Annotated in this window: 14 protein-coding genes; 12 read left to right on the top strand and 2 right to left on the bottom strand. The window is 73.5% G+C overall.

Translation table 11 applies throughout. The annotated features are described in order from the left end of the window. Nucleotides 1–86 precede the first annotated feature (86 nt). The 4 genes from H505_RS0130315 to H505_RS0130300 all read left to right on the top strand — a co-directional run bounded on the left by H505_RS0130315 (nucleotide 87) and on the right by H505_RS0130300 (nucleotide 3,837). Nucleotides 87–1,250, top strand: a complete 1,164-nt coding sequence (locus H505_RS0130315; RefSeq protein ID WP_026404967.1) for a lactate 2-monooxygenase — start codon at nucleotides 87–89, stop codon at nucleotides 1,248–1,250. 104 nt (nucleotides 1,251–1,354) lie between these two features. Further along, nucleotides 1,355–2,056 carry an ATP-binding cassette domain-containing protein gene (locus tag H505_RS45295; RefSeq protein WP_064743739.1) on the top strand — a complete coding sequence of 234 codons (702 nt, stop codon included), beginning with the start codon at nucleotides 1,355–1,357 and terminating at the stop codon, nucleotides 2,054–2,056. Nucleotides 2,057–2,089: 33 nt separating this feature from the next. Then, nucleotides 2,090–3,235 carry a sensor histidine kinase gene (locus H505_RS45290; RefSeq protein WP_034520594.1) on the top strand — a complete coding sequence of 382 codons (1,146 nt, stop codon included), beginning with the start codon at nucleotides 2,090–2,092 and terminating at the stop codon, nucleotides 3,233–3,235. Beyond that, nucleotides 3,232–3,837, top strand: coding sequence for a response regulator transcription factor (locus H505_RS0130300; RefSeq protein WP_026404966.1), 606 nt, complete (start codon nucleotides 3,232–3,234; stop codon nucleotides 3,835–3,837). The genes H505_RS45290 and H505_RS0130300 overlap by 4 nt, the downstream gene beginning before the upstream one ends. 48 nt (nucleotides 3,838–3,885) lie before the next feature. Here H505_RS0130300 and H505_RS50220 read toward each other — a convergent pair whose 3' ends face one another. Both H505_RS50220 and H505_RS0130290 read right to left on the bottom strand, forming a co-directional pair. Beyond that, the gene (locus H505_RS50220; RefSeq protein WP_051301331.1) at nucleotides 3,886–4,575 is read right to left on the bottom strand and encodes a class I SAM-dependent methyltransferase; all 690 of its coding nucleotides are present in this window, start codon (nucleotides 4,573–4,575) and stop codon (nucleotides 3,886–3,888) included. Nucleotides 4,576–4,622: 47 nt separating this feature from the next. Further along, complete coding sequence (locus H505_RS0130290) at nucleotides 4,623–5,192, bottom strand: hypothetical protein (RefSeq protein ID WP_233617713.1); 570 nt, start codon at nucleotides 5,190–5,192, stop codon at nucleotides 4,623–4,625. A gap of 736 nt (nucleotides 5,193–5,928) precedes the next feature. On the opposite strand from H505_RS0130290, the gene H505_RS0130285 reads away from it, so the two are divergent. The 8 genes from H505_RS0130285 to H505_RS0130250 all read left to right on the top strand — a co-directional run bounded on the left by H505_RS0130285 (nucleotide 5,929) and on the right by H505_RS0130250 (nucleotide 13,336). Further along, the gene (locus H505_RS0130285) at nucleotides 5,929–6,948 is read left to right on the top strand and encodes a methionine ABC transporter ATP-binding protein (protein WP_026404964.1); all 1,020 of its coding nucleotides are present in this window, start codon (nucleotides 5,929–5,931) and stop codon (nucleotides 6,946–6,948) included. After that, nucleotides 6,945–7,601 carry a methionine ABC transporter permease gene (locus tag H505_RS51245; protein WP_026404963.1) on the top strand — a complete coding sequence of 219 codons (657 nt, stop codon included), beginning with the start codon at nucleotides 6,945–6,947 and terminating at the stop codon, nucleotides 7,599–7,601. Before H505_RS0130285 ends, H505_RS51245 begins: the two co-directional genes overlap by 4 nt. 15 nt (nucleotides 7,602–7,616) lie before the next feature. After that, nucleotides 7,617–8,453, top strand: coding sequence for a MetQ/NlpA family ABC transporter substrate-binding protein (locus H505_RS51240; RefSeq protein ID WP_026404962.1), 837 nt, complete (start codon nucleotides 7,617–7,619; stop codon nucleotides 8,451–8,453). A 92-nt stretch (nucleotides 8,454–8,545) separates the two neighbouring features. Next, nucleotides 8,546–9,490, top strand: a complete 945-nt coding sequence (locus tag H505_RS0130270; RefSeq protein WP_026404961.1) for an STM4015 family protein — start codon at nucleotides 8,546–8,548, stop codon at nucleotides 9,488–9,490. After that, a complete protein-coding gene (locus H505_RS0130265) occupies nucleotides 9,490–10,422 on the top strand; it encodes an STM4015 family protein (RefSeq protein WP_026404960.1) in 933 nt (310 codons plus the stop codon). Before H505_RS0130270 ends, H505_RS0130265 begins: the two co-directional genes overlap by 1 nt. A 66-nt stretch (nucleotides 10,423–10,488) precedes the next feature. Beyond that, nucleotides 10,489–11,397 (top strand): STM4015 family protein, encoded by a 909-nt coding sequence (locus tag H505_RS0130260; protein ID WP_026404959.1) that lies wholly within the window; start codon nucleotides 10,489–10,491, stop codon nucleotides 11,395–11,397. 101 nt (nucleotides 11,398–11,498) lie between these two features. Further along, complete coding sequence (locus H505_RS0130255; RefSeq protein ID WP_026404958.1) at nucleotides 11,499–12,419, top strand: STM4015 family protein; 921 nt, start codon at nucleotides 11,499–11,501, stop codon at nucleotides 12,417–12,419. Continuing rightward, nucleotides 12,416–13,336, top strand: coding sequence for an STM4015 family protein (locus H505_RS0130250; protein WP_026404957.1), 921 nt, complete (start codon nucleotides 12,416–12,418; stop codon nucleotides 13,334–13,336). The genes H505_RS0130255 and H505_RS0130250 overlap by 4 nt, the downstream gene beginning before the upstream one ends. The last annotated feature ends 24 nt before the right edge of the window (nucleotides 13,337–13,360 follow it).

Here is a 13,360-nt window from a genome sequence, read left to right as displayed (position 1 = left end):
CGGTACGGAATCCGCCGGTTCTCCGGGTATGCGGGCGGGCGGCGGTAGGTTGGGGCGGCTGACACGGACCGCGAGGAGGACGCTTCGTGAGCGGACTGGCCGACTTCCAGAACTCGATCTACTTGCAGGGGCTCGGTGACGTCACTCCCGCCCTCCCCACGGACCTCACGAAACTGGAGGCCCGCGCAGAGCGCGCGCTGTCGGCCCAAGCGTTCGGGTACGTCGCGGGTTCGGCCGGGAGCGAGGCGACCGCGCGCGCCAACCGGGCCGCGTTCGACCGCCACCGGATCGTCCCCAGAATGCTCCGGGACGTCGCGGAGCGCGACCTGTCGGTGACGGTGCTCGGCACCGCGATGCCGTCGCCCGTGCTGCTCGGCCCCATCGGCGTCCTGTCCATCCTGCATCCCGACGGGGAACTGGCGGTGGCGCGCGCGGCGGCCGCCGAGGGCGTCCCGATGGTGCTGAGCACGGCGGCGTCCCACTCCATCGAGGAGGTCGCCGAGGCCGGGGGCGAGGGGCCGCGCTGGTACCAGCTGTACTGGCCCAAGGACCGCGACCTCGCCGCCAGCTTCCTCGAGCGGGCCGCGGCCGCCGGGTACACCGCCCTGGTCGTCACCCTCGACACGTTCACGATGGCGTGGCGGCCCCGCGACCTCGACCAGGCGTACCTGCCCTTCCTGTGCGGCATCGGCGTCGCGAACTACTTCAGCGACCCCGTCTTCCAGCGGGCGGTCGGCGGGCCCGTCACCGACGCCAACCGCGACACCGCGCTGCTGCACTGGGTCGCGAACTTCGGGAACCCGTCGCTGACCTGGGACGACCTGGCGTTCCTCCGCGAGCACTGGGACGGCCCGATCGCCCTCAAGGGCATCCAGCACCCCGACGACGCCCGGCGGGCCGCGGACGCGGGCATGGACGGCGTCATCGTCTCCAACCACGGCGGACGGCAGGTGGACGGGGCGATCGCGTCGCTGGACGCCCTCCCCGGCGTCGTCGAGGCCGTCGGGGACCGGACGACCGTGCTGTTCGACAGCGGGATCCGCACGGGCGCCGACGCGGTGAAGGCGCTCGCGCTCGGCGCGCGGGCCGTCCTGCTCGCGCGCCCGTACGCCTACGGGCTCGCGCTGGGCGGGCAGGCCGGCGTCCAGCACGTCCTGCGCTGCTTCCAGGCGGAGATGGAGCTGACGATGGCCCTGGCCGGGATCGCCCGGCCGGACGAACTCGTCCGGGAGGTCCTCGCCGGCGCGTGACGGCGCCGTCTGACATTTGTCACGGGCGACCGGTGCGTTCCTCACCGCCGATTCCTGATGCCCGTGACTGCACGTCCGCGCGCGGCGCGGGAAGCATGGACGGTATGAAGGCACCCGTGATCGAGGTACGCGACCTGGAACTCGGCGGCGGCGCGCGCGGCGGCGTGCGGGACGTCGCGTTCACCGTGGCGTCCGGCGAGGTCTACGCGGTGCTCGGCCGGTACGGCGCGGGCAAGACGACGCTGCTGGAGGTGCTCGCCGGGCTGCGGCGGCCCGCCGCGGGGACCGTCCGCGTGCGCGGCGCCGACCCGTACGCCGACCGGGACGCCGCGCGCAGCGGGACCGTCTGGCGCGACGGCGGCCTGTTCCCCGGGCTGACGGTCGCCGAGGTCGTCGACACGTGGCGCCGCTGGACGCTCGACCCGCTCGCCCGCGGGGACGTCCTCGACCGCGTCGGCCTCGGGGACGCCGCCGGGGTGCGGTTCGAGCGGCTCGCGCAGGGGCAGCGGCGGCGGCTGGACCTGGCGCTCGCCCTCGTCGGCCGGTCCGACCTGCTGCTGCTGGACGAGCCCACCGCCGGCCTCGACGACGGCCCGGCCCGCGAGGTGCGGGCGGTGCTGCGCGACCTGGCCGCGCGCGGCACGACCGTCGTGCTCGCCACCCGGGACCCCGGCGAGGCGTGCCGCGCCGACCGGGTCGGCGTCCTCGACGAGGGGCGGCTGCTGACCGGCCGCGACTCCGCCCGCCTCTCCGGCGCCTCGTCCGGCCGCTCGTCCGGCCGCTCGACCGGTCCGCGCGCGGCCTGACCCCGGCGCGTGGCCGGCACGTACGCTGGGCGCGTGCAGCCCTGGATTCCGCGGCCCACGGTGATCGCCGCGACGATCGTGGGGATGACGGTCCTCACGCTGAGCGGGTTCATGGTGCCCGCGCTGTGGAACGAGGCCGTCGGGACGCGCGACGCCGCCGCGTTCGCCGCCGGGCTCGCCGGTGTCGCGGCGGTCTTCGCCGGGTACGCCCGGCTGCTGTGGCTGAACCTGATGCGCCGCACCCGCCCCGCGCACCGGTTCGGCCTCGCCGCGATCGCCCTGGCGTGCTGGACGGCGCCGCTGCTGGGCGTCGAGCAGGGCTGGGGCAACGCGCTGCTGGTGCCGTCCGGGCTGATCGCGGTGGTGCTGCCGGTACGCGAGGCGGTCCCGGTCGCCGCCGCCGCGACCGTCCTGACACCGGTCTACGGGACGCTGCTGGGGCTGCCCGCGCTGACCGTCCTGTACGAGGTGACGGGCGTCCCGCTGGGCGCCTTCTCCGGATACGTCACGGTCTGGCTGTTCCATGTCGTGCAGGAGCTCCGGGAGGCGCGCGCCGAGCTGGCCCGGTCGGCGGTCGGGGAGGAGCGGCAGCGGTTCGCCCGCGACCTGCACGACGTGCTCGGGCACAGCCTCCAGGCGGTCGCGCTGCGCGCCGAGGTCGCCGAGCGGTTCCTCGACCGCGACGGCGGGCGCGTCCGCAAGGAGCTCGCCGAGATCCAGCGGATGGCCCGCGACTCGGTGCGCGACGTGCGCGAGGTCGTCCGCGGCTACCGGGCGACGTCGCTGGCCGCCGAGCTGGACGGCATGTCGGCGGTGCTGCGCGCGGCGGGGATCCGGTGCGAGCCGCCCGAGGTGTCGCCCGCGCTGCCCGCCCACGTGCACGAACCGCTCGGCTGGGTGGCGCGGGAGGCCGCGACGAACGTCCTGCGGCACTCCGCCGCGACGTGGTGCGAGATCAGCGTGCGGGCGGACGGCGGCGGCGTCCGCGTCGAGATCGTCAACGACGGCGCCGGGCGGCGCTCCGCCGGGGACGGCGGCAGCGGCCTGCCGGGCCTCGCCGAGCGGATCGCCGCGGCGGGCGGCGAGTTCCGCGCCGGGCCGGGCGGCGACGGGACGTTCCGCGTCACGGCCGCGCTGCCCGCCGCGCCCGCGCCGGGCGCGGGGAAGGGAGACGCATGATCCGGGTGCTGCTGGCCGACGACCACCTCCTGATCCGGGAGGCGCTCGTCCTGCTGCTGGAGACCGAGGACGGCATCGAGGTCGCCGCCGACGTCGGGCGCGGCGACGAGGCCGTCGACCGGGCCCTCGCCCTGAAACCGGACGTCGCCGTCCTCGACATCGACATGCCGGGGCTGGACGGGCTCGCCGCGGCCGAGCGGCTGGCCCGCGACCTGCCCGGCTGCCGGCTGGTGATCGTCACCGCGCACGGCCGCCCGGGCAACCTGCGGCGCGCGATGGCCGCCGGGGTGCGCGGGTTCCTCGGCAAGGACGCGCCGGGGGCGCGGCTCGCGGAGGTGATCCGGCAGGTCGCGGACGGCGCCCGGTACATCGACCCGCAGCTCGCCGCGGACGCGCTCGCCGCCGAGGAGTGCCCGCTGACCCCGCGCGAGCTGGACGCCCTGCGCGCCGCGGCGGACGGCGCCCCGGTGTCGAAGATCGCGCGGAGCCTCGGCCTGTCGGAGGGGACGGTCCGCAACTACCTGTCGGCGGCCGTCACCAAGCTGGGCGCCGACAACCGGCACGCCGCCGTCCGCTCCGCCCGCGACCTCGGCTGGCTCTGACCCCCGCCGAACCGGACTTCGGCGGCCTCGCCGCGTACGGGGCCGCCGTCACCGCCGGGCGACGACGAGGGCGCCGCGCTTGGTGACCGGGCGCGGCGTCGGCACCAGCGCGGCGGCCTCCTCCGCGGCCGCGCGGGCGACCTGCCGCGCGATCAGGTAGTCGCGGACGGCCGCGCGGTGCGGGAGCGTGAGCAGCGGGGCGTCCCAGCGCTCCACCTCGACCTCGCCGAACACCGCGCACACCAGCGCGGGCGCGTCCTCGGCGTCGAACGGGGTGCGCGGCGGCGACCAGACGGGCGCGAGTTCCGGGCTGTCGGCGCGGCTGATCGCGGACGCCAGCAGCAGCCCGCCGGGCGCCAGCACGCGCCGCGCCTCCCGCAGGGCCGGTACCGGATCGTCCAGGTGGCACAGCATGTTCACGGCCGTGACCGCGTCGAACGCGCCGTCGCGGAACGGGAGCCGCGCCGCGTCGCCGCGCACCGCCGGACCCGGGTGGGCGCGCAGCAGCGCCGCGGACGCGTCCAGGCCCACGAGCGGGAACGGCGGCGGGTCGGGCAGCGCGCCGTTCAGCGCGCCCTCCCCGCAGCCGACGTCCAGGACGCGCGACGCGCCCGCCGCCCGCAGCTTCGCGGCGACGTGGTCGTGCAGGCTGCGCGCGCCGATCAGGTACCGGCGGGTCACCCGCGCGGCGAGGCGGAAGCGCTCGGGGTCGGCGTCGTAGTCGGGCGTCACGGCCATGTCCGCAGTCTGCCCGGACCGGGACGCGCGGAAGCGTCGCCGCGCGGTCAGGACTGCGAGCGGGCGGGGGCGGGCGCGGGCGCGAGGTCGAGGGTGTCCAGCACCGAGCCGTCGGCGTCGAGCGCCTCCACCACCGGCGCGCGGCGGGCGCCCCACACGACGGCGACGTGGCCGTGCGGCGGGACGACGAGCAGCCGCTTGCCCACGCGGACGCGCGCGACCTCGGCGGACGCGCGCAGCCGGGCCTCGCTCACCCACTTGGCGCCCCACGGCAGCAGCCGGTTGGCGTTGCGGACCGTCCGGCCCGAACCGTACTTCTGCAGGTGCCGGCCCATCTCGCCGGACGACCGGCGGGCGAGGGGCTCGTCGGGCGCGGAGCCGGCGGCGCCGCCGATCTCCATCCATTCGCCGTCGCGCTGGTGGAACGTCCAGCCCTCGATGAGTGGAACGGTCCCGCCGTCGCCCCACTGGAGGAACGTGACGACGGCGATGTCGCCGTCGCGGTCGACTCCCAGGGGAAGGAAGTCCAGTCCGTCGCCGGCGGCGTGGGGGGCGGGGTCGGGCAGGCCGTCCCGCAGGAGCCGCAGGCACTCCTCGTGCACAGTGTGGTCGTACATGGTGGGGGACCTCTGATCGTGCGGGCGGGGCATTGACGCAGACGGGATTGATGCAGGCGGTCGAGCATGCGGGGGCCGCCCGGGCACCGGGTCCGCGTGCGCGGGGACCCCGGCGTCAGCATCACTCTAGAGGTCCGGCTCGTCTGGTTTCATCCGTCTGGCCCACACACGTCAGCGCTTCGCAAGCGGTCCGTCACCGAATCGTTGTTCGGTGGGCGATGTGGGGGTTTGTGACGATTCTCTCCCGTCCTCTCCCGTTGTGAGGGTGGTCACGTGGAGTCGTCCCCCTATGGCGGGATGTCCGGCGGAAATGCGGTTCGCCACCCTCCTGATCGATTTGCGTCATCTGTCTTTCGCGGCTTAACTGCTGACATGACCGCCGTACGCCCGTGCCAGGAGCGCCGTCCGCAGATGACGCGGGCCCCGCGGTGTACGCGCTGCCGTCGAATGTGTGACCGCTGAGGGCCCCTGCCTGAGTCTCGCGCCCCGAAGTGAGCGAACCCCGACACCCGAGTCACGCATGATCATCGAACGCCACCTGCTGAGCCACGCCCCGTACCCGCCCGGTCTCGCCTGACCGGGCCGGTCGAGCGTCCGTCCGCAGGAGCCGGGACGCCCGCGCCCGCACACCCGCGTGCCGCGCGGCGCCGTTCGTCCCGGACCGGCACCCTCCGCACGCCTCATCCGCACGCACCGCCGCCCACCGGCGGCGCCTGTCCGCACGGGTTGATTCTCTGTGATCCAGATCGAAAAACTCCGCAAGGTCTACCGCGCCCGAGGACGCGAGGTGACCGCCGTCGACGGCGTCGACCTCACCGTCCGCGAGGGCGAGGTGTTCGGCGTGCTCGGCCGCAGCGGCGCGGGGAAGAGCACCCTGCTGCGCTGCGTCAACCTGCTGGAGCGCCCCGACTCCGGACGCGTCGTGGTCGACGGCTCGGACCTGCTCGCCCTGCGGGGGGCGGAACTGCGCCGCGCCCGCCAGGGCATCGGCATGATCCACCAGCACTTCGGCCTGCTCGGCAGCCGCACGGTCGCCGGGAACGTCGCGTTCCCGCTGGAGGTCATGGGCGTCCCGCGGGCCCGGCGGACGGCGCGCGTCGCCGAGCTGCTCGACCTCGTCGGGCTCACCGACCACGCGAAGGCGTACCCGGCGCAGATCTCCGGCGGGCAGAAGCAGCGGGTCGGCATCGCCCGCGCCCTGGCCGGACGCCCGAAGGTGCTGCTGTCGGACGAGGCGACCTCGGCGCTCGACCCGGAGACCACCGCCTCGATCCTCGAACTGCTGCGCGACCTCAACCGGCGGCTCGGCCTCACCGTCCTGCTGATCACCCACGAGATGGACGTGGTCAAGCGGATCTGCGACTCGGCCGCCGTCATGCGCGCGGGCCGGTTCACCGAGTCGGGCCCGGTCACCGAACTGCTCGCCCGCCCGGGATCGGAGCTGGCCCGCGGCCTGTTCCCGCTGCCGCCCGCCGAGCCCCGCCCCGGCTCGACGGTCGTCGAGGTCACCTTCGTCGGCGGCGCCACCGACGAGCCGTTCGTGTCCGCGCTGGCCCGCAAGTACTCGCTGGACGTCAACATCCTCGGCGGGGCCGTCGAGACGGTCGCCGGCGAGCGCGTCGGACGCCTCCAGCTCGAACTGCCCGGCGACCCGTCGGACAACGCGGCGCAGCTCGCGTTCCTGCGCGAGGCCGGCCTGTCCGTCGAGGTCCGCGAGCCCGCCGCCCCCCAGACCGCCGAGGAGGACGCCCGATGACGTGGGACGAGGTCATGCCGCTGCTGTGGCCCGCCACCTGGGAGACGCTCTACATGACGGGCGTCGCCACCCTGTTCACCGCCGTGTTCGGGCTGCTGCTCGGCGTCCTGCTGGTCGTCACCGAGCGCGGCGGGCTGCTGCCCGCGCGGCCGGTCAACAAGGTGCTCGGCGTCGTCGTCAACATCGGGCGGTCGCTGCCGTTCCTGATCCTGATGGTGGCGATCATCCCGTTCACCCGGATCGTGGTCGGCACCAGCATCGGCAACGAGGCGGCGATCGTCCCGCTCACCATCGGCGCGATCCCGTTCTACGCGCGCCTCGTGGAGATCGCGCTCCGCGAGGTCGACCCCGGCGTCATCGCCGCAGCGGACGCGATGGGCGCGACGCGCCGCGAGATCGTCCGCAAGGTGATGCTGCGCGAGGCGCGGCCCGGCCTGGTGTCCGGGCTGACCGTCACCGTGATCGCGCTCATCGGATACACCGCCATGGCCGGGACGGTCGGCGGCGGCGGCCTGGGCAACCTCGCCGTCGTCTACGGCTACCAGCGCTTCGAGACCAACGTCATGGTCGCCACCGTGGTGCTGCTCATCGTCCTGGTCCTCGTCATCCAGGCGGTCGGGGACTTCGTCGCCCGCCGCCTCACCCACCGCTAGAGAAAGGCACTTGTCGTGCTTCGCAAGATTTCCGTCGCGCTGGCGTCCCTCGGGCTGCTCGCGGGACTCACCGCCTGCGGCTCGTCCGGCGCGTCCGACGACCCGAACGCGCCGCTGAAGGTCGCGGTCAACCCCGTCCCGCACGGGGAGATCCTCCAGTACGTCAAGGACGAGCTGGCCGCCGACGCCGGCCTCGAGCTGGAGATCGTGACCTTCAACGACTACAACCAGCCCAACACCGCGCTGGTGGAGAAGCAGGTCACCGCCAACTACTTCCAGACCGTGCCGTTCCTGGAGGAGTTCGAGAAGAAGGCGGGCGACGACCTGGAGTGGATCGCGCCCGTCCACCTGGAGCCGCTCGGGGTCTACTCCGAGAAGGTCGAGGATCTGAACTCCGTGCCGCAGGGCGCGACCGTCGCCGTCCCGAACGACCCGGCCAACCAGGGCCGCGCGCTGAAGCTGCTCGCCGACAACGGGCTGCTCACCCTGAAGGCGGACGCCCCGACGAGCGCGACCGAGCAGGACATCACCGACAACCCGAAGAAGCTCGAGATCAAGCCGCTGGAGGCCGCGCAGCTGCCCCGCTCGCTGCCGGACGTCGACCTCGCGGTCATCAACGGCAACTACGCCATCGAGGCCGGGCTGACGCCGAAGGACGACGCGCTCGCCGCCGAGAAGGCCGAGGGCAACCCGTACGCCAACGGCATCGTGACGCTGCCGGGGGACAAGGACGACCCGCGGGTGAAGAAGCTCGTCGAGCTGCTGCAGGGCCCGGAGGTCGCGAAGTTCGTCGAGGGCAAGTACAACGGCTCGGTCCTGATCGCGACCGGGGAAGCCGAGGCCGCCTCCTGATCGGCGGCGCCTGAACCCGCGTTCCGCTGAAACGCGCTGATTTGTCCGCCTGTCCTGATAGGACAGGCGGACAAATCCGTTCAGGGGGAGCCTTGGGTATCTACGATTTGCGCGACGAGTACGCCGGTTCGCCCGTGTTCCGGTTCGATCAGAGCCGGCTCGACGAGGACGCGGAGGGGCTCCCCGAGCTTCCCGCCCCGGGGGACGCCGCGTGGTGCGTGGCGACCGAGTTCGACGAGGAAGCGTGGGACGAGGTCTGGAAGCTGTTCCGCGAGACCGTCGACACCACCGGGATCACGACGCTGATGCTGGGCTACTGGGGCGCCGAGTACGACTCGGACTACACCTACCCGGTGCCGGTGCTGGTGGAGGCCGCGGCGTCCTTCCCCGCGCTGCGGCACCTGTTCATCGGCGAGATCACGGCCGAGGAGTCCGAGATCTCCTGGATCGACCACGGCGACATCACGCCGATCTTCGAAGCCTTCCCGAACCTGGAGCGGCTCGACGTCCGGGGCGCGGAGCACCTGACGATGCAGCCGGTCGCGCACGCCGGGCTGCGGACGCTGCGGTTCGAGTCCGGCGGACTGCCCGCCGCGGTCGTCCGGGCGGTCGGGGCGAGCGACCTGCCGAACCTGGAGCACCTCGACCTGTGGCTCGGGACCGCCGGCTACGGGGGCGACGCGACGCCCGCCGACCTCGCGCCGATCCTGTCGGGCGAGCGGCTGCCGGCGCTGCGGCACCTCGGGCTGGAGGACGCGGAGATCCAGGACGACGTCGCCGAGGCGGTCGCGGGCGCGCCCGTCGTCGCGCGGCTGGAGTCGCTGAGCCTCGCGATGGGCATCCTCACCGACCGGGGCGCGGAGGCGCTCCTCGCCGGGCAGCCCCTTACCCACCTGCAGAAGCTCGAACTGCGCCACCACTTCCTGTCCGAGCCGATGATGGAGCGCGTGCGCGCTGCGCTGCCCGATGTCACGGTCGGCCTGGACGACCGGCAGAAGCCGGACGGCGAGTGGTTCTTCATCGAGGTGTCCGAGTAATGATCGTCCACCACCTGGACGAGTACGCCGGACTGCCCGTGGAGCGGTTCGGCGGCCGGGACGCCGCCGGCCCGCCCGCGTCCTCCGCCGGACGGGCGGCCTGGCGGGTGGCGGTGGACGGCGAGGAGGAGTTCGGCGACGCGTGGGCGCGGTTCCGCCGCGCGGTCGACACCACGCAGGTCAGGGCACTCGTCATCGCCTCCTGGGGACGCGAGCGCATCCGCCGCCTGTACCCGGTGCCGTGGATCGCCGAGGCCGCCGCCGACTTCCCGAACCTGCGGTCGCTCTTCCTCGGCGACATCACCGTCGACGAAGCCGAGATGTCCTGGATCAAGCACGCCGACGTCACGCCGCTGCTCCGGGCGTTCCCGAAGCTGGAACGGCTGGACGTCCGCGGCTCGAACGGGCTGGTCCTGGAGCCGGTCGAGCACGCCGGGCTGCGGACGCTGCGGTTCGAGTCCGGCGGGCTGCCCGCCTCGGTCGTCCGGGCGGTGGGGGCGAGCGAGCTGCCGAACCTGGAGCGCCTGGACCTGTGGCTCGGGGAGGACTACTACGGCGGCGACGCGACGCCCGCCGACCTCGCGCCGATCCTCGCGGGGGAGCGGCTGCCGGCGTTGCGGCACCTCGGGCTGGAGGACTCGGAGATCCAGGACGAGATCGCGGAGGCGGTGGCGTCCGCGCCGGTGGTGGCGCGGCTGGAGTCGCTGAGCCTGGCGATGGGCGTCCTCACCGACCGGGGCGCGGAGGCGCTGCTGGCGGGGCAGCCGCTCACCCACCTGCGGAAGCTCGACCTGCACCACCACTTCCTGTCCGAGGACATGATGCGGCGGGTCGCGGAGGCGCTGCCCGGTGCCGAGGTCGATCTGCGCGACCGGCGGGAGCCGGACGAGGGGGACGAGGAACCGGAGTTCTACGTCGCGGTGTCGGAGTGAGCGGAAGCGCCGGAGCTGTCCGCCCCTCCTGATAAGACATGGCGGACAAAACATGAAAGGGACGGCATGATCGGCGAGAACCTGGACCAGTACGTCGGCCTCACGGTGGTCGGCTTCGAGGCGGACACGGGCGAGGAGCCGCCCGCCGGGCCGGTGGCCTGGAAGGTGGCGTCCGAGTACGACGCGGAGCGGTTCGGCGATATCTGGAAGCGGTTCTGCGCGACCGTCGACACCGCCGGGGTGACGGCGCTGGTCATCGGCTACTGGGGCGCGAGCTACGACGAGCACGCCGATTACCCGGTGCCGCACCTGGTCGAGTCCGCGGCGTCGTTCCCGAACCTGCGCTCGATCTTCTTCGGCGACCTGACGTACATGGAGTCCGAGATCTCCTGGATCGAGCACGGGGACATCACGCCGCTGCTCCGCGCGTTCCCGAAGCTGGAGCGGCTGGACGTCCGGGGCGCCTCGGATCTCATACTCGAACCCGTCGCCAGCGAGGCGCTGAAGGTGCTGCGGTTCGAGTCCGGCGGGCTCGGGTCGGACATCGTCGAGGCGGTGGCGGCGAGCGACCTGCCGAACCTGGAGCACCTCGACCTGTGGCTCGGGACGCCGCACTACGGCGGCGACGCGACCGTCGCCCACCTCGCGCCGATCCTGTCGGGCGAGCGGCTGCCGTCGCTGCGGCACCTCGGTCTCGAGGACTCGGAGATGCAGGACGAGATCGCGGAGGCGGTGGCGTCCGCGCCGGTGGTGGCGCGGCTGGAGTCGCTGAGCCTGGCGATGGGGACGCTGACCGACCGCGGCGCCGAAGCCCTGCTGGCGGGCCAGCCCCTCACGCACCTGCGGAAGCTCGACCTGCACTACCACTTCATCTCCGCGCCGCTCCAGGAGCGGATCCGCACGGCCCTGCCCGGCGTCGACATCGCGCTGGAGCCCGCACCGCGGGATGACCCGTACATCGAAGTCTCCGAGTGAGCTCCGGCGGCGGACGCGGCGGCCTGCGCGGGCTCGACCTGCGCCACCGGCGACCGGCAGGAACCCGAGGTCGATGACCATTTCTATGTCGAGGTGTCGGAATGAGCTATCTGGACCGCCTGGAGCATTACGCCGGCCTGCCGGTGGTGTCGTTCGATCCCGAGGCCGCGGATCCGGCCGGCGCGGCGCCGGCGGGCGAGGTCGCCTGGCGCGTCGAGGGCGACGACGGGGGGAAGTACGACAACGCCTTCGCGGCCTTCGCGGCGCTGGTGGACCCCGCCCAGGTCGTCGCGGTGATCCTCGGCGGCTATTCCGACGACACGCCGCTCGCGGCGTCGAGTCTGGCCGGGGCCGCGTCCTACCCCCGGCTCAGGACCCTGTTCGTCGGCGACCTCATGTCCGGAGTGCCGATCTCATGGGTCGAGCACGAGAACGAGGAGGACTTCGCGTCGGTCTTCCGGGCGTTTCCGAGCCTGGAGCGGTTCGAGCTGCGCGGCGCGACCCTCCTCGACCTGGACCCGTTCGAGAGTGCTTCGCTGAAGATGCTGCGGTTCGAGTCCGGCGGGCTTCCGGCGGGTGTCGTCCGGTCGGTGGGGGCGAGCGATCTGCCGAACCTGGAGCACCTGGATTTGTGGCTTGGGACGCCGGACTACGGCGGTGACGCGTCCGTGGACGACTTGGCGCCGATCCTTTCGGGGGAGCGGCTGCCGGCGTTGCGGCACCTCGGGCTGGAGGACTCGGAGATCCAGGACGAGGTCGCGGAGGCGGTGGCGTCCGCGCCGGTGGTGGCGCGGTTGGAGTCGCTGAGCCTGGCGATGGGGACGCTGTCCGACCGGGGCGCGGAGGCGCTGCTGGCGGGGCAGCCCCTCACGCACCTGCGGAAGCTCGATCTGCACCACCACTTCCTGTCCGAGGCGATGATGGAGCGCGTGCGCGCGGCGCTGCCCGGCGTCGACGTCGATCTCGGTGACCGGCAGGTGGCGGACGACTTCGAGCGCTTCTACATCAGGGTCTCCGAATGAACGAGTACTTGGAGGAGTTCGACGGACTCCCCGTCGTCCAGATCGAGATGGAGCCGCCCTCCGACGCGCCGCCCGAACCCGGCGACGCCGCGTGGGGCCTGTACCCGGCGCAGCGCGGCTGGCGGTCCTACGACGCCGGCGCGAGCCTCGACTGGCTGCTCGACAACGTCGACACGGCGCGGGTCACCCATCTGGTCAGCGGCTGGTGGCATCGGCCGAGCGCCGCACGGCAGCTCGCCGAGAAGGCGGACGCGTTCCCCCGCCTGCGCGCGCTCTACCTCGGCGACATCCCCGAGCAGGAGATCTCGTGGATCGACCACGGCGACATCGCGCCGTTCTTCCGGGCGTTCCCGGAACTGGAGCGGCTGGAGGTCCGGGGAGTCGGCCACCTGAACGAACCGGTCCGCAGCACGTCGCTGCGGGTGCTGCGGTTCGAGTCCGGCGGGCTTCCGGCGGGCGTCGTCCGGTCGGTGGGGGAGTGCGACCTGCCGAACCTGGAGCACCTCGACCTGTGGCTCGGGACGCCGGACTACGGCGGTGACGCGTCCGTGGACGACTTGGCGCCGATCCTGTCGGGGGAGCGGCTGCCGGCGTTGCGGCACCTCGGGTTGGAGGACTCGGAGATGCAGGACGAGGTCGCCGAGGCGGTGGCGTCCGCGCCGGTGGTGGCGCGGCTGGAGTCGCTGAGCCTGGCGATGGGGACGCTGTCCGACCGGGGCGCGGAGGCGCTGCTGGCGGGGCAGCCCCTCACGCACCTGCGGAAGCTCGACCTGCACCACCACTTCCTGTCCGCGGCGATGATGGAACGGCTCACGGCCGAACTCCCGGACGTCGACGTCGACCTCCGCCTTCCCGAGGACGAAACGCTCGACGAGGCGTGGCCTCCGGATGGGTTCTATATCGCGGTGTCGGAATGATCTGCGCGAAGAGCGTGAAAGGGA

It is taken from the genome of Actinomadura rifamycini DSM 43936, assembly GCF_000425065.1.
Classification (GTDB): domain Bacteria; phylum Actinomycetota; class Actinomycetes; order Streptosporangiales; family Streptosporangiaceae; genus Spirillospora; species Spirillospora rifamycini.
Note: the sequence above shows the minus strand (reverse complement) of the source record. Positions and strands in the feature narration are given on the sequence as shown.